The following is a 19,631-nucleotide window of genomic DNA, read 5'->3' on the forward strand; positions in this document are numbered from 1 at the left end:
GCCGGCGGCCGACGAGAGAGAAGTACGCGGACGCCCGGGGGCGGCGACCGAGGAGAGGGGCGGGGACGCCCGGCGCGGGTGGCCGAGTGTCGGGGCCCGGCGGTACGAGGGGTTCCGGTGGCGGGGGCGCACGGGCACTGTGGAGGGGAACGCTTTCCCAGCCCTGACGAGCACCCCGCCCACCTCTGCTGGCCGGGGTGACCCTAGGCGGTGACAGGCACATGGCACTGGGCACGGCGACGGCCCCGTACGAGCTGCGGTTCGACGCGGGGCGGATCTGCCTGGATCTCCTCTCCACCACCCACCCCGAGGAACGCCTCGGCTCCGTCGCGCCGTTGCGTGCCTGGATCACGGGCTCCGGCCTGGTCCCGGCGGCCACCGAGCTGGCGCACGCCGACGCCTCCTGGCCGGTCGCCTTCCGCGAACTGCGCGGTCACGTGGGCCGCCTGGTGACCGGCTGCCTCCCGCCCGGATCCCGGCCGTACGCCCTCGCCTCCGCCAGGGCCGAAACCCTCACCCCCGTCCGTGCCGACGGGCTCACGCCTCCCAGCCCCGAGGGCCTGACTCCCTCCCGCCCCAGCCGGTTCACCCCCGCCCGCCCCTACGACCTGGCGCTCGCCCGGGTCAACGAGGCCGCCCGTGCCGCGCCGCCCGTGCCCCGCCTGGTGCGGGCGGAAGACGGGGCGCTGATGCGGGAGTTGGCCGAGCCGCCCGGGTGCGCCGCGCTGCTCGCGGCGGTCGCGCGGGACGCCGTGGAACTGCTCACCGACCCCGTCGCACGGGCCGGCCTGCGCCAGTGCGAGGGCGACAACTGCCCGATCGTGTACCTGGACACCTCCCGGGGACGCAGGAGGCGCTGGTGCTCCAGCGAGGTCTGCGGCAACCGGGAACGGGTCGCCCGGCACCGCCGCCGCGCAGCCCTCGCCCGCGCCTAGGGCCTCTCGTTCGGATCTTGCCGTGGGTCGCGGGGTCTGGCACGCACATCTGCGGCGTTGTCGTCGGTCGCCGACGCTCCGCGTCGACTCCCTCCTCCGCCTTGCAGCTGCACGCACCTGACCCCGCTCGGGCACCGCAGAAGGCACCCTCGCCCGAAGCCGGCCAGATCCGAAAGAAAGGCCCTAGCCGAGCTCCGCCGCCCCAATTGCCGCTTCTGCGCGTCCACTTGCGAAGTGATTTCGGCAACATCCGGTTTGGCCGCACCGGCGGACGGGCAGTCCTGCCGACTCTCCGGTGCCATTTCCCATGTGTCGGATATGTAAAGATCGCGCGGGAGGAATGTGTATTCATGTCCCTCTCGTCACGTCACCCCGCAGAAATTCGTCGTCCCGCTTTGAACACGAGGCACTCCGCGTCCGTACCCGTCGGTGCGAGACCGACTGGGGGAACCCCCGGACACCGGAGGTGGGCGTGCGCAAGGATTCCGTCGTGGCCAATGAACGTGGACAGAGGGCCCGACATCGCATGTCCCAGCCGTCGGAACCCGACGAGGAGTTGATGCGTGCCCTGTACCGGGAGCACGCCGGACCTCTGCTCGCGTACGTCCTGCGGCTGGTGGCCGGAGACCGGCAGCGCGCCGAGGACGTGGTGCAGGAGACGCTCATCCGTGCCTGGAAGAACGCCGGCCAGCTCAATCGAGCGACCGGTTCGGTACGCCCCTGGCTGGTGACGGTCGCCCGGCGCATCGTCATCGACGGCCACCGCAGCCGGCAGGCCCGGCCGCAGGAGGTCGATCCGTCGCCGCTGGAGGTCATCCCCGCGGAGGACGAGATCGACAAGGCGCTGTGGCTGATGACGCTGTCCGACGCGCTCGACGACCTGACCCCGGCCCACCGGGAGGTGCTCGTCGAGACGTACTTCAAGGGGCGTACCGTCAACGAGGCGGCCGAGACACTGGGTATACCCAGCGGCACTGTGCGCTCTCGGGTGTTCTACGCCCTGCGGTCGATGAAGCTGGCTCTGGAGGAGCGGGGGGTGACGGCGTGATGAGCATGTACGGGGGGTTCGGAACGGGTGGTTCGGGTATGTCTGGGTCCATGCAGGGATCACCGGCCCCGAACGAACACGAGACCGTCGGCGCCTACGCCCTCGGCATTCTCGACGACGCCGAGGCAACCGCTTTCGAGGCGCATCTCGCCACCTGCGAGTGGTGCGCCCAGCAGCTCGACGAACTGGCCGGGATGGAACCGATGCTGGCCGCGCTCGCGGACCTGCCCGGCTCCGGCACGCCCGCGGTCGGCGAGTCCCTGTCGGCCAGGCCCAGCCCGCGTCTGATGGAGAAGCTCGTCGACGAGGTGGCCGAGCGCCGCGCCCACAAGCGCCGGCGCGGCTTCTACCTGGTGGCGGCCGCGGCCGCGCTGATCGTCGGCGGCCCGCTGACCGTGCTCGCGGCGACCGGCGGTTCGAACGACGGCGGCGATCACAACATGGCGGCGGGGCCCGCGCAGACCGCGTTCCAGACCATGTCCGACAAGCGCACCGCCACGGACCCGGGGACCCATGTCACCGCGACCGTCGCGATGGAGAAGCGGGACTGGGGCACCCACGCGGTCCTCCAGCTGAAGAACGTCACGGGTCCGCAGAAGTGCTCGCTGATCGCCGTCGGCAAGAACGGCGAGCGGGAGACGGTCACCTCCTGGGCCGTCCCCAACTGGGGCTACGGGGTTCCGAACGCCAAGACGGAGGAGGCCAAGAACCCCCTCTACGTCCACGGCGGCGCCGCCTTCGCCCCCAACCAGATCGACCACTTCGAGGTCATGACGTTCGACGGCAAGCGGCTCGTCGAGGTCAACGCCTAGAGGTCCGGTCCCGCCCGGCACGATCCACCGGTCCCGCCCGGCACGATCCGCCGGACCTGCCCGGCACGATCCACCGGGCAGGTCCGTAGCCTCGCGGGGCCCCCTTCGCGTACGGTTGACGGCTGCCCAGCACGTCAGAAGGGGGCCCGGTGGCCGCTCAGGCTCAACAGGAAACCGCGGTCGGCTCGGTTCACGACGCGGCGCACGTAGCGGCGCACGGCTCCGTACGCGACCGAGAGATCAGCGTGGAACAGGCACACCTGGACCGGGTGTACCGGCGCCTCGAGGAGAAGATCCACGAGGCCGAGTTCCTCATGCACGACGCGGCCCGGCGCGGCCAGGTCGGCACGCCCGGCGCGCTGGCCGAGCGCGACGCCCAGGTGTTCCGGGCGGGCGTCCACCTCAACCGCCTGAACAACGAGTTCGAGGACTTCCTCTTCGGCCGTATCGACCTGCTGCTCGGCAAGGACGGCAAGAAGGGCCCGGACGGCGCGTACACCGCGGTCGAGCCGGCCGAGGGCGCGGTCCGTCCCGACCGCACGGCCGACATCGCCGAGACCCTGCACATCGGCCGCATCGGCGTGCTCGACGAGGACTACGCGCCGCTGGTCATCGACTGGCGGGCCCCCGCGGCGGGCCCGTTCTACCGCTCCACCCCGGTCGAACCGGGCCGGGTCGTGCGCCGCCGGGTCATCCGCTCCAAGGGCCGCCGCGTGCTCGGTGTCGAGGACGACCTGATGCGCCCCGAGCTGACGGCCTTCCTCGACGGCGAGGAACTGCCCGTGATCGGCGACGGCGCCCTGATGGCCGCGCTCGGCCAGGCCCGCACCCACACCATGCGGGACATCGTCGCGTCGATCCAGGCCGAGCAGGACATGGTGATCCGCGCGCCGGCCTCCTCCGTCACCTACGTCGAGGGCGGGCCCGGCACGGGCAAGACCGCCGTCGCCCTGCACCGGGCGGCGTACCTCCTCTACCAGGACCGGCGCCGGTACGCGGGCGGCATCCTCATCGTCTCGCCGACCCCGCTGCTGGTCGCGTACACCGAGGGTGTGCTGCCCTCCCTCGGCGAGGAGGGCCAGGTCGCCATCCGCGCGATCGGCTCGCTCGTCGACGGCGCCGAGGCCACCCTCTACGACTCCCCGTCGACGGCCCGCGCCAAGGGCTCCTCGCGGATGCTGAAGGTGCTGCGCAAGGCCGCCCGCGGCGCCCTGGAGCTGAGCGGCGCGCCGGACCGGCTCCGGGTCGTCGCCTTCGGCCGCCGGCTGGAGCTCGAGGCGGAGGAGCTGGGCCGGGTCCGCCGCGCCGTGCTCGGCGGCACCGCCCCGGTGAACCTGCTGCGCCCGCGCGCCCGCAAGCTGCTGCTCGACGCCCTGTGGGAGCGCTCCGGCGCGGCCGGCCGGCACACCGACCCGGAGCTGGCCGCCGAGCTGCGCTCCTCCTTCGACGAGGACGTGGCCGGGGAGGACGAGTTCATCGCCTTCCTCGACGCCTGGTGGCCCGAGCTGACGCCGCGGGCCGTGCTGGAGGCCATGGCCGACGAGCGGCGGCTCGGCCGCTGGGCGCGGCGGGTCCTCAACCCCGGCGAGGTGCGCCGGGTCGCCCGCTCGCTGCGCCGGGAGGGCCACTCCGTGCACGACATCGCGATGCTCGACGAGCTCCAGGCGATCCTCGGCGCCCCGGCCCGCCCGCGCCGCAGGCGCGAGATGGACCCGCTGGACCAGCTCACCGGCCTGGAGGAGCTGATGCCGGTGCGCGAGGAGACGCAGCGCGAGCGGGCCGAGCGCCTGGCGCAGGAGCGCACCGAGTACGCGCACGTCATCGTCGACGAGGCGCAGGACCTCACGCCGATGCAGTGGCGCATGGTCGGCCGCCGCGGCCGGCACGCCACCTGGACGGTCGTCGGCGATCCGGCCCAGTCCTCCTGGTCCGACCCCGACGAGGCCGCCGAGGCCCGTGACGAGGCCCTCGGCACCCGTCTGCCCGGCTCCCGGCCCTCCGCCGGGACAGGCGCCGCGGGCCGTCTGTCCCGCGGCCGCCGCTTCGAGCTGACGGTGAACTACCGCAACCCGGCCGAGATCGCCGAGCTGGCCGCGAAGGTGCTCGCGCTCGCCATGCCCGGCGCGAAGGCGCCCTCGGCGGTGCGCTCCACCGGAGTGGAGCCGCGCTTCACCGTCGTAAGGGACACGCTGGAGCGGACCGTGCGCGCGGAGGCGGAGCGGCTGCTGGACCAGGTCGACGGCACGGTCGGCGTGGTCGTCGCCATGAACCGGCGCGAGGAGGCCCGGCGCTGGCTGGCCGGGCTCGGCGACCGGGTGGCGGCGCTCGGCAGCCTGGAGGCGAAGGGCCTGGAGTACGACGCGACGCTCGTCGTCTCGCCCGCGGAGATCGCGGACGAGTCCCCGGCCGGCCTGCGGGTGCTCTACGTCGCCCTGACCCGGGCCACCCGGCAGCTCACCGTCGTCTCGGGCGAGCGGGACGAGCCGGACGCGGCCGGGGTGCCGGACCTGCTCCGGGACTGACGGGCGGCCGGCGCCGTGGGGCCGACCGGGGGACGGGAAGAGGAACTCCCGCCACGGGAATTGCCCTCCCGGATCCGTTTGTTAGCCTTGACGTGACACCGGCCCGATCCAAGCCCCCGGGCCCAACCTTCGTCGCTACGAGCGACCACTTGCCGCGAGGCGAGCATGGCGGGTCGGTGTCACTGAACGTGAGAGAGGCCCACGTCGCACTGTGACGTGGGCCTCTTTCGCTGCCCGGACGCCTGACGAGGGCTGACCTACTCTCGTATGGTGGAAATGATTTTCCGATACTGGCCGCTCCTCGTGAACAAAACGTCCGCAATCCAGTGCGGCTACCACGTACTCAGGGGTAGGTGCGACGATCGGACGGCACAACCCGCGACACGGTGAAAGCAGAGGAAGTCGGCCATGGCAACGGCGCCCAGCGTCTCCTACTCGATGACGGTCCGGCTGGAGGTGCCCGCGAGCGGAACCGCGGTCTCGCAGCTCACCACGGCCGTCGAGTCCCACGGAGGCTCGGTGACCGGCCTCGACGTCACCGCGTCCGGCCACGAGAAGCTCCGTATCGACGTCACCATCGCAGCCACCTCCACGGCGCACGCCGAGGAGATCGTCGAGCAGCTGCGCGGCATCGAGGGCGTCACGCTCGGCAAGGTCTCCGACCGTACGTTCCTCATGCACCTCGGCGGCAAGATCGAGATGGCGTCGAAGCACCCCATCCGCAACCGTGACGACCTGTCCATGGTCTACACGCCGGGTGTGGCCCGCGTCTGCATGGCGATCGCCGAGAACCCCGAGGACGCCCGCCGCCTGACCATCAAGCGCAACTCCGTTGCGGTCGTGACGGACGGCTCGGCCGTGCTGGGCCTCGGCAACATCGGCCCCAAAGCCGCGCTGCCGGTCATGGAGGGCAAGGCGGCCCTCTTCAAGCGCTTCGCCGGCATCGACGCCTGGCCGATCTGCCTCGACACCCAGGACACCGACGCCATCGTCGAGATCGTCAAGGCGATCGCCCCCGGGTTCGCCGGCATCAACCTGGAGGACATCTCCGCCCCCCGCTGCTTCGAGATCGAGGCGCGGCTGCGCGAGGCGCTGGACATCCCGGTCTTCCACGACGACCAGCACGGCACCGCGATCGTCGTGCTCGCCGCCCTGACCAACGCGCTGCGCTGCACCGGGAAGGCGATCGAGAACATCCGCGTCGTCATGTCCGGCGCCGGCGCGGCCGGCACGGCCATCCTCAAACTGCTGATCGCGGCCGGCGTGAAGAACGCCGTCGTCGCCGACATCAACGGCGTCGTGCACGCGGGCCGCGAGGACCTGGTCGACGCCGCCCCGGACTCGGCGCTGCGCTGGATCGCCGAGAACACCAACCCCGAGAACCTCACCGGCACGCTGAAGGAGGCCGTGCGCGGCGCGGACGTCTTCATCGGCGTGTCGGCGCCCAACGTCCTCGACGGCGACGACGTGGCCGCCATGGCCGACGGCGCCGTCGTCTTCGCGCTCGCGAACCCCGACCCCGAGGTGGACCCGGCAATCGCCCGCCAGACGGCGGCAGTTGTGGCCACCGGCCGCTCGGACTTCCCCAACCAGATCAACAATGTGCTGGTCTTCCCGGGTGTCTTCCGCGGCCTGCTGGACGCGCAGTCCCGCACCGTCAACACCGAGATGATGCTGGCCGCGGCGCAGGCCCTGGCCGACGTGGTGACCGAGGACGAGCTGAACCCGAACTACATCGTCCCGAGCGTCTTCAACGACAAGGTCGCGGGCGCGGTGGCCGGCGCGGTGCGGGAGGCGGCCAGGGCCGCCGGAGCGGCGCCGTCCGTCTCGTAGGGGACTGTGAGGATTGCCACGATTGACGCCCGGCGCGTCGCGGAACCCGGGTCCTTGTGTCGCCCTCTATGGTGTCGGCCAGGATCAGGCCCTCCCTTCGTGTGACTCCCACGGGTGTTCTCACGACTCCACCGGGTGCCGGATTGGCTTTCCCGCCGCAGGTAGGGGCAGGATGCTCCCTCAGGACCGCGTCCCCGGGGACACCTCCAGGGGCGCGAGGGTCAGAGGGACGGACCCGGGTCCGGGGACTCACCGAGGACCTGGCAGCATCGGCTTCGCTGGTGCCCGACATGCGGCCTTCGCCGCGTGGCACGCCTCAACGGCAAGAAGAACACGGGAGTAAGAACATGAACCGCAGTGAGCTGGTGGCCGCGCTGGCCGACCGCGCCGAGGTGACCCGCAAGGACGCCGACGCCGTGCTGGCCGCGTTCGCCGACGTCGTCGGCGACATCGTCTCCAAGGGGGACGAGAAGGTCACCATCCCTGGCTTCCTCACCTTCGAGCGCACCCACCGTGCCGCTCGCACCGCCCGCAACCCGCAGACCGGCGAGCCGATCCAGATCCCGGCCGGCTACAGCGTGAAGGTCTCCGCGGGCAGCAAGCTCAAGGAATCGGCCAAGGGCAAGTAAGCCCCGCCGCTCGTGCGCCACGCGACGGCCCACGGGGCCCTGTGAAGCACGAAAACGCCCATGGGGCGGCCCCCCGGTGAAGGGGGGCCGCCCCATCGGCGTACACGGGGCCGGAGCGGCGTGGTCGGCGTCAGCCGAGCGCCCCCCGGACCCCCGGCCGGAGCGGTGCTGTACCCGGCCGGAGTGGAGGGGTGGGCGTCAGCCGAGCGCCTTGCCCGGCAGCTCGACCTTCGCGCCGAGCTCGACGAGCTTCTCCATGAAGTTCTCGTAGCCCCGGTTGATGAGCTCGATGCCGTGGACCCGGGACGTGCCCTGGGCCGCCAGGGCGGCGATGAGGTAGGAGAAGCCGCCGCGCAGGTCCGGGATGACCAGGTCGGCGCCCTGGAGCTTGGTGGGGCCGGACACGACCGCGGAGTGCAGGAAGTTGCGCTGGCCGAAGCGGCAGTCGGAACCGCCGAGGCACTCCCGGTAGAGCTGGATGTGGGCGCCCATCTGGTTCAGCGCGGAGGTGAAGCCCAGCCGGGACTCGTAGACCGTCTCGTGGATGATCGACAGGCCCGTGGCCTGGGTGAGCGCCACCACCAGCGGCTGCTGCCAGTCCGTCTGGAAGCCGGGGTGGACGTCCGTCTCCAGCGCGATCGACTTCAGCTGGCCCCCGGGGTGCCAGAAGCGGATGCCCTCGTCGTCGATCTCGAAGGCGCCGCCCACCTTCCGGTACGTGTTGAGGAACGTCATCATCGAGCGCTGCTGGGCGCCGTGGACGTAGATGTCGCCCTCGGTGGCGAGCGCCGCGGAGGCCCAGGACGCGGCCTCCAGCCGGTCCGCGAGGGCGCGGTGGGTGTAGCCGCCGAGCTTGTCCACACCGGTGATGCGGATGGTGCGGTCGGTGTCCATGGCGATGATCGCGCCCATTTTCTGCAGGACGCAGATCAGGTCCTCGATCTCCGGCTCGACGGCCGCGTTGGACAGCTCGGTCACGCCCTCGGCCAGCACGGCCGTCAGCAGGACCTGCTCGGTGGCGCCGACCGACGGGTACGGCAGCCGGATCTTCGTGCCGCGCAGCCGCTGCGGAGCCTCCAGGTACTGGCCGTCCGCCCGCTTCTCGATGGTCGCGCCGAACTGCCGCAGCACGTCGAAGTGGAAGTCGATGGGCCGGCCACCGATGTCGCAGCCGCCGAGGCCCGGGATGAACGCGTGCCCGAGGCGGTGCAGCAGCGGGCCGCAGAACAGGATCGGGATGCGCGACGAGCCCGCGTGGGCATCGATGTCGGCGACGTTCGCGCTCTCCACGTGCGTCGGATCGAGGACCAGCTCGCCCGGCTCGTCACCCGGACGGACCGTCACCCCGTGCAGTTGCAGCAGACCGCGCACGACCCGCACGTCACGGATGTCCGGAACGTTGCGCAGTCGGCTTGGCTCACTGCCCAGCAGAGCGGCGACCATGGCCTTCGGCACGAGGTTCTTCGCACCGCGGACACGGATCTCACCCTCCAGCGGGGTTCCGCCGTGGACAAGCAGGACATCGTCGTTGACGGTCATGAATCTCGCGTTCCGATGAGTCGGGCAGGGGCCGGCCGATCTTTTTGGGGAGGGGCCGGAGAGACAGAGTAATCGCCGTGTGCCCCCCTTCCGTAAGCCCAGGCGTGACCCAGCCACGTCATGGCTGTGTCACAACACGAACCGTCCCCCGGCGGGCACATGGGGTCACCGGGCCGTCCGTGCGCCCGGACCGCACCGGTGCGCCCTGAGCTGCCTTCACCCCCATGACCCGATTGCCTCCCCATGCCGAGGCGAGATGCGGGATCATGTCTGGCATGACCGAGGTGTCCTCGCTCACAGGGCGGCTGCTCGTGGCCACCCCCGCCCTGGCGGACCCGAACTTCGACCGTGCGGTGGTGCTCCTTCTCGACCACGACGAGGAGGGCTCCCTGGGTGTCGTCCTCAACCGTCCGACGCCGGTGGACGTGGGCGACATCCTGGAGGGCTGGGCGGACCTCGCCGGAGAGCCCGGGGTGGTCTTCCAGGGCGGCCCGGTGTCGCTGGACTCCGCGCTGGGCGTCGCCGTCATCCCCGGCGGCTCCGGCGAGGGCGGCCCGATGGGCTGGCGCCGGGTGCACGGCGCGATCGGTCTCGTCGACCTGGAGGCCCCGCCGGAGCTGCTGGCCTCGGCCCTGGGCTCCCTGCGGATCTTCGCCGGATACGCCGGCTGGGGCCCCGGCCAGCTGGAGGACGAGTTGGTGGAGGGCGCCTGGTACGTGGTGGAGTCCGAGCCCGGGGACGTCTCCTCACCGGCCCCGGAGAGACTCTGGCGCGAGGTGCTGCGCCGCCAGCGCAACGAGCTGGCCATGGTCGCCACGTATCCGGACGACCCTTCGCTCAACTGATGGCTGTGAGCTTCAGTACCCTTGCCGTATGAGCACTCTCGAGCCCGAGCGCGGGACTGGTACGGGGACCCTCGTAGAGCCGACGCCGCAGGTGTCCCACGGTGACGGCGACCACGAGCGCTTCGCCCACTACGTCCAGAAGGACAAGATCATGGCGAGCGCCCTCGACGGCACGCCCGTCGTGGCGCTGTGCGGCAAGGTCTGGGTGCCGGGCCGCGACCCGAAGAAGTACCCCGTGTGCCCGCTGTGCAAGGAGATCTACGAGTCCATGAGCAGCGGCGGCGACGACAAGGGCGGCAAGGGCGGCGACAAGTAGCCGGCCGGCCGAGAGTGGTTCAGACCTCTGGGGCGCGGCCCACTTGTGGGCGTCTCCGGCGGTCCCTAGGCTCCGTGCGTGCCGCGGGACGACCTCGCTCATGACCTGATCCCGGCGCCGCGCGCCGTCGAGCACGGCGAGCGCGGCGCCGTCGTGCTGGACGCGGACACCGCCCTGTGGGCCGCCCCCGGCACGGGCACCTCCGCACGCTGGATCCGCGCCACGCTCGGCGCGGCCCTGGGCCTGTACTTCCCGCCCGCCGCCGCGCGGGACGCCCCCGGCTCCGTACGGCTGCTGCTGGACGGCTCGCTCGGGTCCGAGGCCTACCGGCTCACCGTCGCCGCCGGTCGCGGGATCGAGATCCGCGGCGGGGACGCGGCCGGTGTCTTCCGGGGCGCCCAGACCCTGCGCCAGCTGCTCGGTCCGGACGCCTTCCGGCGCGCCCCCGTACGGCCCGGGGCCACTCTTTCCGTCCCGGCCCAGTGCGTCGAGGACGCCCCGCGCTTCCGCTGGCGCGGTCTCCTGCTGGACGTGGCGCGGCACTTCACCCCCAAGGACGGCGTCCTGCGCCACCTCGACCTGATGGCCGCGCACAAACTCAACGTCCTCCACCTCCACCTGACGGACGACCAGGGCTGGCGCCTGGAGATCAAGCGGTATCCGCGGCTGACGGAGGTCGGCTCCTGGCGGGCGCGCACCAGATTCGGCCACCGGGCTTCGCCGCTGTGGGAGGAGAAACCGCACGGCGGCCACTACACCCAGGACGACATCAGGGAGATCGTCGCCTACGCCGCCGAACGGCACATCGCCGTCGTCCCCGAGATCGACGTACCCGGCCACTCGCAGGCCGCGATCGCCGCGTACCCGGAACTCGGCAACACCGACGTCGTCGACACCGGCGCCCTGACCGTCTGGGACGACTGGGGGATCTCCCCGCACGTGCTCGCCCCCACGGACCGCACGCTGCGCTTCTACGAGGGCGTCTTCGAGGAGGTGCTCGGCCTGTTCCCGGCGGACGCCGCCGAGTTCTCGGAGTTCGTGCACGTCGGGGGCGACGAGTGCCCCAAGGAGCAGTGGCGGCGGTCGCCCACCGCGCAGGCGCGCAAGGCCGAACTCGGGCTCGCGGACGAGGACGCGCTCCAGGCGTGGTTCATCGGTCATTTCGACCGCTGGCTGGCGGCGCGCGGGCGCCGGCTCATCGGCTGGGACGAGATCCTGGAGGGCGGCCTGGCCGCGGGCGCGGCCGTGTCCTCCTGGCGCGGTTACGCGGGCGGGATCGCGGCCGCGCGGGCTGGCCACGACGTCGTCATGTGCCCCCACCAGCACGTGTACTTGGACCACCGCCAGGCGCCCGGCCCGGACGAGCCCGTGCCGATCGGTCGTGTGCGCACCCTGGAGGACGTCTACCGCTTCGAGCCGGTTCCGCCGGAGCTCGACCGGGCCCAGGCCCGCCGGGTGCTGGGCACCCAGGCCAATGTGTGGACCGAGGTGATGGAGGACGCCGGGCGCGTGGACTACCAGGTCTTTCCCCGGCTGGCCGCGTTCGCCGAGGTCGCCTGGAGCGCCCTGCCCGCCTCCGGGGAACGGGACTTCGCCGGCTTCGAGCGGCGGATGGCCGCCCACTACCGGCGCCTCGACGCCCTGGGCGTCGCCTACCGCCCGCCCGACGGGCCGCGGCCGTGGCAGCGCCGGCCCGGCGTCCCCGGCCGCCCCGCCGAGGGTCCGCCGCCCCCGGGTTAGCGGGGTCCCGGCCGGCGCGGGGCGCCGGTTCCGGTCACCGCGAGGGTTCGGTCCCGGCCGCCGCCGGGCGCCGGTTCCGGTCACCGTGAGGAGCCGGTTCCGGACATCGCCGGCGCCGCCCCGCGGGCCGTCGTATCGAACAGACGGTGGAAAAAGACCGCAGGAGTCAGCGAAGAGGGGGAATTCGCCCGCACCGGTGATGTGGTGCCAAAACGGGCGAGGTCCCCGGTGGGGCGGGTGAAAGGCTCCTGGCGGACCCCCGCGTTCGAGCCCTGCGAAGATGTGCCAGAGTTGCCACGTCCGGCCTGTCAGCACGTACCGTACGGCACACAGGTGGGACCAGTGGGGGCAGCGGGAAGGGGCAGCCGGTTTGACCACGCACGCACCGCAGGCGGCGCAGGCCGTCACGCTGCCCACGACGCTGGACGAGGCCGTGGCGGCGCTCACCGACACGCCGGCCGCCGTGCCCGTGGCGGGCGGCACCGACCTCATGGCCGCCGTCAACTCCGGGCAGCTCAGGCCCGCCGCGCTGGTCGGCCTCAACCGCATCAGCGAGATCCGCGGCTGGCAGTACCAGGACGGCCACGCGCTGCTCGGCGCGGGCCTCACCCACGCCCGTATGGGCCGCCCCGACTTCGCCGCCCTGATCCCCGCGCTCGCCGCCGCCGCGCGCGCCGCGGGCCCCCCGCACATCCGCAACGCGGGCACCCTGGGCGGCAACATCGCCTCGGCGGCGCCCACCGGGGACGCGCTGCCCGTGCTGGCCGCCCTGGAGGCGACGCTGATCGTCGCGGGCCCGGGCGGGGCGCGCCGGGAGGTCCCGGTGTCGCATCTGCTGGCCGGGGTGGAGATGCTCCGCGGCGGCGAACTCGTCGGCTACGTGCGCGTGCCGCTGCTGCACGCGCCGCAGGTCTTCCTGAAGGCGACCGGCCGGACCGGGCCGGGCCGCGCCGTCGCGTCCGTGGCCCTGGTCCTCGACCCGGCGCGGCGCGGAGTGCGGTGCGCGGTCGGCGCCATAGCGCCGATGCCGCTCAGGCCGCTGGAGGCCGAGCAGTGGGTGGCCCAGCTCATCGACTGGGACAACAGCCGCGCGATCGTCCCCGAGGCGCTCAACGCCTTCGGCGAGTACGTGGCCGCGGCCTGCATCCCCGACCCGGCCCCGGCCGAGGACGGGTCCGTACCGCAGCTTCCGCCCGCCGTACTGCACCTGCGGCGCACCGTCGCCGCGCTGGCCCGACGAGCACTGGGGAGGGCGTTGTCGTGACCGACGACCAGCACGCCGAGGGGACGCCCGCGAGCGGCGGCCGCTGGGACCCGCTGCCGCAGGGCGACTACGACGACGGCGCCACCGCCTTCGTGAAGCTCCCCGAGGGCGGCATCGACGCCCTCCTGGCCGCCCACAGCCCGCTCGCCGCGCCCGGTCACGGCTATGTGCCGCCGCAGATAACGGCGACGTCGGCCCAGGCCGGGGCGGCCGACCCGTCGGCCACCGGCCACTGGGCCGTGCCCGCCGAGGGCGCCCAGTGGCCCGACCCGAACGCGGTGCCCCAGGAGCCGGGCGCGGACGACCGGTTCACGTACCAGCCGGGCGCCACCCAGCAGTGGCACTTCACGGAGCAGCACGGGACCCACGGGGGCCAGGGGCTCCCGGGGGGCGCGGCCGCCCACGGAGACCAGGAAACCTACGGCGGCCAGGTGCCCCATGGTGGTCAGGGAACTCATGGGGGCCAGGGAGCTCATGAGGGCCAGGCCCAGGGCGAGTCCGGACACGACGTCACCGGGCAGTGGTCGATCCCGGTCGCCGGAGGTGACCTTCCGGACGAATCGGGCGAGTTCACCACGTCGTCCCTGATGCAGCAGTGGGGCGGCACGCCCCCCGCCACGCTCCCCGGCGGCGCGCCCGCGCCCTGGGCGACGGAGGGTGCGGGCGCGCCGTGGGGACAGCAGCCCGCGCCGGACGGCGAGCACCGGCCCGGCGGAGCGTACGCCGACGCCCCTGGGGCGGGTGCCCCGTACACGGAGGAGCGGCCGCCGGGCGCTCCCTACTCCGACGAGCAGCCGTACGCGGATGAGCGTTCGTACGCGGACGACGGGCAGCGGTACGCCGACGAACAGCCGTACGCCGGCGAACAGCCGTACGGCGAAGACCAGTCGTACGGCGAAGACCAGCCGTACGGCGAGGGCCAGTCGTACGGCGAGGGCCAGTCGTACGGCGAGGGCCGGTCGTACGCCGACGAGCGCGGGTACGCCGAGCCGCCCGGGTATGCCGACGAGCAGGCGTCGCACGGCGCCGACGAGCCCGCGGGCGCCGATCCGGACCCGGGCCACGCGCACGGCGGTTCCGGAGCGCACCCGGGCGACCACTCCCCGGCGCACACCCCCGCACGGTCCGTCCCGCACGCCCCCGAGCGGCACGGTCCGCAGCCCGCGCCGTACCGAGAGGGCACCGGGGCGGTGCCGGCCGAGGACGCCGTGGCCGGCGCGGACGGCGCTCCCGATGCGTACGACGCTCACGAAGCGGACGGCGCTCCCGAAGCGGACGGCGCGCGCGGCGCGGACGGTGCCGAGCCGTCGCCCGGTGGCGCCGACGAGGCCGCACGCCCCGCCCACTCGACCACCGCCGCCCCCGAGGAGGCCGAAGGGGCCGCGGAGGCCCCCGGCGGCCCCGCTGAGCCGCCCGCGGGTCCCGCCCCGGCCGAGGGCACCGCGCCCGGCCCCCGGGCCGCCCGGGAGCCCGCCACGGCCTCCGGCTCCCCGGCTCCGGACGGGGCGTCCGCGGACTCCGGCGACGGGGACCCGGACTTCGCGGACCCGGACCCGAACTCCCTTGCCCCGGAGGACCGTTCCGAGGGCGAGGCGCGGGACCCGGCGCCCGCGGACGACGACACGCTCGCCGCCTCCCCGCACGACGAGCACCCGCTCGCCTCGTACGTGCTGCGCGTCAACGGCACCGAACGGCCCGTCACCGACGCCTGGATCGGCGAGTCGCTGCTGTACGTGCTGCGCGAGCGGCTCGGTCTCGCCGGCGCCAAGGACGGCTGCTCGCAGGGCGAGTGCGGCGCCTGCAACGTGCAGGTGGACGGACGGCTCGTCGCCTCCTGCCTGGTGCCCGCGGTCACCGCGGCCGGCAGCGAGGTGCGCACCGTCGAGGGCCTGGCCGCCGACGGGCGGCCCTCGGACGTGCAGCGGGCACTGGCCCGGTGCGGCGCGGTGCAGTGCGGCTTCTGCGTGCCCGGCATGGCGATGACCGTGCACGACCTGCTGGAGGGCAACCCGGCGCCGACCGAACTGGAGACCCGCCAGGCCCTGTGCGGCAACCTGTGCCGCTGCTCGGGCTACCGGGGCGTCCTGCGGGCCGTCCAGGAGGTCGTCGCCGAGCGCGAGGCGGACACGGGGGACGACGCCTCCGAACCGGACGCCGACGAGCCGCGCATCCCGCACCAGGCGGGCCCGGGCGCCGGGGGAGTGCACCCCTCCGCGTTCGAGTCCCCCGAGACCGGACCGCACGACCCCTACGGCCAGGACGGAGGCCAGGCATGAGCAACGAGGCCGCCACCGCCCCCGCGGAGACCGCCCCCGTCCCCGAGCCGCTGCCGCACGGCATCGGCTCCTCCCTGCCGGCCGCCGACGCCCCGGCCAAGACGGAGGGCACCTTCCCGTACGCGGCCGACCTGTGGGCCGAGGGCCTGCTGTGGGCGGCCGTGCTGCGCTCACCGCACCCGCACGCGCGCGTGCTGTCCATCGACACCAGCCACGCGCGCGAGATGCCCGGCGTGCGCGCGGTCGTCACCCACGAGGACGTGCCCGGCACCCCGGTGTACGGCCGCGGCACGGCCGACCGCCCGGTGTTCGCCTCCGACGTCGTACGCCACCACGGCGAGCCCATCGCCGCCGTCGCCGCCGACCACCCGGACACCGCGCGGATGGCCGCGGCCGCCGTCATCGTCGAGTACGAGGTGCTCGACCCGGTGACCGACCCCGAGCAGGCCTTCGAGGCCGAGCCGCTGCACCCCGACGGCAACCTGATCCGCCACATCCCGCTGCGGCACGGCGACCCGGACGCGGCCGGCGACGTCGTCGTCGAGGGCCTGTACCGCATCGGCCGCCAGGACCCGGCCCCGATCGGCGCCGAGGCCGGCCTCGCCGTGCCCCGCCCGGACGGAGGCGTCGAGCTGTACCTGGCGTCCACGGACCCGCACACCGACCGCGACACGCTCGCCGCCTGCTGCGGGCTGGACCCCGAGCGCGTGAAGATCGTCGTCACCGGTGTGCCCGGCGCCACCGCCGACCGCGAGGACCAGGGCTTCCAGCTGCCGCTCGGCCTGCTGGCGCTGAAGACAGGCTGCCCGGTGAAGCTGACGGCGACCCGCGAGGAGTCCTTCCTGGGCCACGCGCACCGCCACCCGACCCTGCTGCGCTACCGCCACCACGCCGACGCCGAGGGCAGGCTGGTGAAGGTCGAGGCGCAGATCCTGCTCGACGCGGGCGCCTACGCCGACACCTCCTCCGACGCCCTGGCCGCGGCCGTGGCCTTCGCGTGCGGCCCGTACGTCGTCCCGAACGCCTTCATCGAGGGCTGGGCCGTGCGCACCAACAACCCGCCCTCCGGCCACGTCCGCGGCGAGGGCGCGATGCAGGTGTGCGCCGCCTACGAGGCGCAGATGGACAAGCTGGCCAAGAAGCTCGGCCTGGACCCGGCGGAGGTCCGCCTGAGCAACGTCCTGGCCACCGGCGACGTCCTGCCGACGGGCCAGACGGTGACCTGCCCGGCCCCGGTCGCCGAACTGCTCCAGGCGGTACGGGACCACCCCTTGCCGCCGCTGCCCAAGGACTCCCCCGAGGAGGAGTGGCTGCTGCCGGGCGGCCCCGAGGGCGCGGGCGAACCCGGCGCCGTACGGCGGGGCGTGGGCTACGGCCTGGGCATGGTGCACATGCTCGGCGCGGAGGGCGCCGACGAGGTGTCCACGGCGACCGTGAAGGTCCAGGGCGGCGTGGCGACCGTGCTCTGCGCGGCCGTGGAGACCGGCCAGGGCTTCACCACGCTGGCCCGGCAGATCGTGCAGGAGACGCTCGGCATCGACGAGGTGCACGTGGCGCCGGTCGACACCGACCAGCCCCCGGCGGGCGCGGGCTGCCGCGGCCGGCACACCTGGGTCTCGGGCGGCGCGGTGGAGCGCGCGGCGAAGATGGTCCGCACGCAGCTCCTGCAGCCCCTCGCCCACAAGTTCGGCATGTCCACCGAGCTGCTCCAGATCACCGACGGCAAGATCACGTCGTACGACGGGGTGCTGTCCACCACCGTGACGGAGGCGATGGACGGCAAGGAGCTGTGGGCCACCGCCCAGTGCCGCCCGCATCCCACGGAACCGCTCGACGAGTCCGGGCAGGGCGACGCCTTCGTGGGTCTGGCGTTCTGCGCGATCCGCGCGGTGGTCGACGTGGACATCGAGCTCGGCTCCGTCCGGGTGGTCGAGCTGGCCCTCGCCCAGGACGTCGGCCGGGTGCTCAACCCGGCGCAGCTGGCCGCCCGCATCGAGGCGGGCGTCACGCAGGGCGTCGGCATCGCCCTCACGGAGAACCTGCGCACCCCGCGCGGGCTGATTCGCCACCCGGACCTCACCGGGTACGCGCTGCCCACCGCCCTGGACGCGCCCGACATCCAGATCGTCAAGCTCGTCGAGGAGCGGGACGTGGTCGCCCCCTTCGGCGCGAAGGCGGTCAGCGCGGTGCCCGTGGTGACCTCCCCGGCGGCGATCGCCTCCGCCGTGCGCGCCGCCACCGGCCGCCCGGTCAACCGCCTTCCGATCCGCCCCCAGGCCGCGGTGGTGACCACACCGTGAGCGGCCGCCAGCCGGACCCGGACCCGGAGGGCCCGCGCTACGAACCCCCGCCCAGCGTCGGCAAACTGCTGGTCTGGGTCCTGGTCTTCGCGCTGGCCGCACTGGCGGTGGTGCTGGGCGGGGTGTACCTCACCTAGGACCGCCCTTCCGGTTCGCGCCGGGGTCGCGGGCCACGGCACGCGCTCCCGCCGCCTCGTGAGGCGGCTGCCGGTCGGGGCGGCGTGCCGGCGAGTGCCGGGGTACGGGCAACGGAACCGGGCCGCCCGGCGTCTTCCTCCACGGATATTCCGGGGCCGTTGTCAGTGCCCCGGCGTAGTCTTCGAGGCAGTGGGGACCGCGGGTCGCCTCCGCGCAGATGCGGGGGGCCCGGCCGTACCCTGCCCAGCACTGTGGATCTTCATGCGCGGGGGGAGCGATGAGCATGACCGGCACCGCTGCGGCGACCGTCCCGACCGGAGCCGACCCGGGCCACCGCGCCGCGTGCGCTCCGGCGCGGCGGCCGATCGGGCCGGGCCTGATGGACACCCGCCCGCTGGCGCCCTGCCTGGAGACCCTGGTCCGCTTCGTGGCGATGACCCGTGAACTGGCGGGCTCGCACGGCGGGTTCGCGCTCCGTCCGGGACGTCACGGACTGACCCTGGACCTGCCCGCGCGTCTGCCAGCCCGCGAGTTCGGCCCCGGCCGCGTCGCCCGCTTCGAGGACGTCGACTTCCCCGCGGCCCTGACCCACGAGCCGACCCGCCGCTTCCTGCGCGAGACGGGCCTGCCCGACGACGGACGCCTGCTGTGCACGGACTCCGACATCCCCCTGCCGACGCTCGCCGAGTACTGCGCGGACGAGGACCCCGGCCTGACCCTCCCGGCCGAACTCGCCGCCGACGCAGACCGCTTGATCCACCTCGGCCACCTGCTCGACGGCACCACCGTCCTCCTGGACGGCACGACGGGCGCGATCCTGAACTGGCCGGGCCCCGCCCACCCCGGCCGAAGCCCCCGCCCGCTGACCACGGACGTCTCCACTCTGACCCTCACCCTGTGCCTGCTGCACCGGGGGATGTGACGGGGGCGTCCCCGGAGGCCGAAAAGGACTCGGAGTCCTGGCTTGCACGCTGGCGAGCAAGTAACTACTGAGGTCTGGGCAAGCCGGAAATTCCGGCTTGCCCAGGGTGATTCCGGTCAGAGAACAAGGTCTGTCAGCGGTGCAGCCTCTTGCGCGCCCAGAGGAAGCCGATCAGCCCGCCGACAGTGGCCATGTATGCGGTCAGCGGTCCGTCTTTCAACAGGAGGCCGGGTAGAGAAATCACGGCCACGATGAGCAGCCATCCGCATCCTGCCACGACGAGATCCGCCGAATCAGGGCGGCGTTGCTCGTTCTGCACCCGTTTCCCCATTCATCAGAGTGCGCCTGCCCTCTTCAAGTTGTTTTCCCCTCCGTAGTCCGGCCGCCTGTCATCCAGCGCTGGTCAGGCGCGACGTCGGCCGATCGGGAGCGACACCATCCGATCACTGCACTGTTGTTCGAGGACGTTTTCCGCCTAAAGCGGGCCCTTGATTCCGAGACGGAAACTGGGA

At 73.3% G+C, this 19,631-nt stretch carries 16 protein-coding genes; 14 read left to right on the plus strand and 2 right to left on the minus strand.

Translation table 11 applies throughout. The features are described from left to right. The first annotated feature begins 221 nt into the window (after nt 1-221). The 6 genes from ACIPM1_RS18420 to ACIPM1_RS18445 all read left to right on the plus strand — a co-directional run bounded on the left by ACIPM1_RS18420 (nt 222) and on the right by ACIPM1_RS18445 (nt 7,779). Complete coding sequence (locus ACIPM1_RS18420) at nt 222-935, plus strand: CGNR zinc finger domain-containing protein (protein ID WP_402435626.1); 714 nt, start codon at nt 222-224, stop codon at nt 933-935. A 466-nt stretch (nt 936-1,401) separates the two neighbouring features. After that, nucleotides 1,402-1,983 (plus strand): sigma-70 family RNA polymerase sigma factor, encoded by a 582-nt coding sequence (locus ACIPM1_RS18425; protein ID WP_356189700.1) that lies wholly within the window; start codon nt 1,402-1,404, stop codon nt 1,981-1,983. Next, nucleotides 1,983-2,795 carry an anti-sigma factor family protein gene (locus tag ACIPM1_RS18430; RefSeq protein ID WP_402435629.1) on the plus strand — a complete coding sequence of 271 codons (813 nt, stop codon included), beginning with the start codon at nt 1,983-1,985 and terminating at the stop codon, nt 2,793-2,795. Before ACIPM1_RS18425 ends, ACIPM1_RS18430 begins: the two co-directional genes overlap by 1 nt. Nucleotides 2,796-2,944: 149 nt before the next feature. Continuing rightward, on the plus strand, nt 2,945-5,317 hold the full coding sequence (locus ACIPM1_RS18435) for a HelD family protein (protein ID WP_402435632.1): 2,373 nt from the start codon (nt 2,945-2,947) through the stop codon (nt 5,315-5,317). Between the two features lie 408 nt (nt 5,318-5,725). After that, a complete protein-coding gene (locus ACIPM1_RS18440; protein ID WP_402435635.1) occupies nt 5,726-7,150 on the plus strand; it encodes an NAD-dependent malic enzyme in 1,425 nt (474 codons plus the stop codon). Between the two features lie 347 nt (nt 7,151-7,497). Beyond that, nucleotides 7,498-7,779, plus strand: a complete 282-nt coding sequence (locus tag ACIPM1_RS18445) for an HU family DNA-binding protein (RefSeq protein ID WP_112468873.1) — start codon at nt 7,498-7,500, stop codon at nt 7,777-7,779. 198 nt (nt 7,780-7,977) lie between these two features. On the opposite strand, the gene murA is transcribed toward ACIPM1_RS18445, so the two are convergent. Then, nucleotides 7,978-9,318, minus strand: coding sequence for a UDP-N-acetylglucosamine 1-carboxyvinyltransferase (murA, locus tag ACIPM1_RS18450; RefSeq protein WP_356189709.1), 1,341 nt, complete (start codon nt 9,316-9,318; stop codon nt 7,978-7,980). Between the two features lie 275 nt (nt 9,319-9,593). On the opposite strand from murA, the gene ACIPM1_RS18455 reads away from it, so the two are divergent. The 8 genes from ACIPM1_RS18455 to ACIPM1_RS18490 all read left to right on the plus strand — a co-directional run bounded on the left by ACIPM1_RS18455 (nt 9,594) and on the right by ACIPM1_RS18490 (nt 19,119). After that, on the plus strand, nt 9,594-10,163 hold the full coding sequence (locus ACIPM1_RS18455) for a YqgE/AlgH family protein (RefSeq protein WP_402435639.1): 570 nt from the start codon (nt 9,594-9,596) through the stop codon (nt 10,161-10,163). A gap of 28 nt (nt 10,164-10,191) precedes the next feature. Then, on the plus strand, nt 10,192-10,479 hold the full coding sequence (locus ACIPM1_RS18460) for a DUF3039 domain-containing protein (protein ID WP_402435642.1): 288 nt from the start codon (nt 10,192-10,194) through the stop codon (nt 10,477-10,479). A 78-nt stretch (nt 10,480-10,557) separates the two neighbouring features. Then, nucleotides 10,558-12,219 (plus strand): beta-N-acetylhexosaminidase, encoded by a 1,662-nt coding sequence (locus ACIPM1_RS18465; protein WP_402435645.1) that lies wholly within the window; start codon nt 10,558-10,560, stop codon nt 12,217-12,219. 370 nt (nt 12,220-12,589) lie between these two features. After that, a complete protein-coding gene (locus ACIPM1_RS18470) occupies nt 12,590-13,483 on the plus strand; it encodes an FAD binding domain-containing protein (protein ID WP_402435648.1) in 894 nt (297 codons plus the stop codon). Next, nucleotides 13,480-15,759 (plus strand): 2Fe-2S iron-sulfur cluster-binding protein, encoded by a 2,280-nt coding sequence (locus ACIPM1_RS18475; RefSeq protein ID WP_402435650.1) that lies wholly within the window; start codon nt 13,480-13,482, stop codon nt 15,757-15,759. Before ACIPM1_RS18470 ends, ACIPM1_RS18475 begins: the two co-directional genes overlap by 4 nt. Then, a complete protein-coding gene (locus ACIPM1_RS18480) occupies nt 15,756-18,059 on the plus strand; it encodes a xanthine dehydrogenase family protein molybdopterin-binding subunit (protein WP_402435653.1) in 2,304 nt (767 codons plus the stop codon). The genes ACIPM1_RS18475 and ACIPM1_RS18480 overlap by 4 nt, the downstream gene beginning before the upstream one ends. Continuing rightward, the gene (locus ACIPM1_RS18485) at nt 18,056-18,196 is read left to right on the plus strand and encodes a hypothetical protein (RefSeq protein ID WP_356189723.1); all 141 of its coding nucleotides are present in this window, start codon (nt 18,056-18,058) and stop codon (nt 18,194-18,196) included. Before ACIPM1_RS18480 ends, ACIPM1_RS18485 begins: the two co-directional genes overlap by 4 nt. 284 nt (nt 18,197-18,480) lie before the next feature. Further along, nucleotides 18,481-19,119 (plus strand): SUKH-4 family immunity protein, encoded by a 639-nt coding sequence (locus ACIPM1_RS18490; RefSeq protein WP_402435656.1) that lies wholly within the window; start codon nt 18,481-18,483, stop codon nt 19,117-19,119. 133 nt (nt 19,120-19,252) lie between these two features. On the opposite strand, the gene ACIPM1_RS18495 is transcribed toward ACIPM1_RS18490, so the two are convergent. After that, on the minus strand, nt 19,253-19,438 hold the full coding sequence (locus ACIPM1_RS18495) for a hypothetical protein (RefSeq protein WP_353602398.1): 186 nt from the start codon (nt 19,436-19,438) through the stop codon (nt 19,253-19,255). Nucleotides 19,439-19,631: the final 193 nt, after the last annotated feature.

The organism is Streptomyces sp. NPDC086766 (assembly GCF_044746005.1).
GTDB lineage: Bacteria > Actinomycetota > Actinomycetes > Streptomycetales > Streptomycetaceae > Streptomyces.

Excerpts from the sequence above, each read along its gene's own strand:
- ACIPM1_RS18420 (WP_402435626.1), top strand. The coding sequence starts at position 222 with ATGGCACTGGGCACGGCGACGGCCCCGTACGAGCTGCGGTTCGACGCG.
- ACIPM1_RS18445 (WP_112468873.1), top strand. The coding sequence starts at position 7,498 with ATGAACCGCAGTGAGCTGGTGGCCGCGCTGGCCGACCGCGCCGAGGTG.
- ACIPM1_RS18430 (WP_402435629.1), top strand. The coding sequence starts at position 1,983 with ATGAGCATGTACGGGGGGTTCGGAACGGGTGGTTCGGGTATGTCTGGG.
- ACIPM1_RS18490 (WP_402435656.1), top strand. The coding sequence starts at position 18,481 with ATGACCGGCACCGCTGCGGCGACCGTCCCGACCGGAGCCGACCCGGGC.
- ACIPM1_RS18440 (WP_402435635.1), top strand. The coding sequence starts at position 5,726 with ATGGCAACGGCGCCCAGCGTCTCCTACTCGATGACGGTCCGGCTGGAG.
- ACIPM1_RS18455 (WP_402435639.1), top strand. The coding sequence starts at position 9,594 with ATGACCGAGGTGTCCTCGCTCACAGGGCGGCTGCTCGTGGCCACCCCC.
- ACIPM1_RS18480 (WP_402435653.1), top strand. The coding sequence starts at position 15,756 with ATGAGCAACGAGGCCGCCACCGCCCCCGCGGAGACCGCCCCCGTCCCC.
- ACIPM1_RS18460 (WP_402435642.1), top strand. The coding sequence starts at position 10,192 with ATGAGCACTCTCGAGCCCGAGCGCGGGACTGGTACGGGGACCCTCGTA.
- murA (WP_356189709.1), bottom strand. The coding sequence starts at position 9,318 with ATGACCGTCAACGACGATGTCCTGCTTGTCCACGGCGGAACCCCGCTG.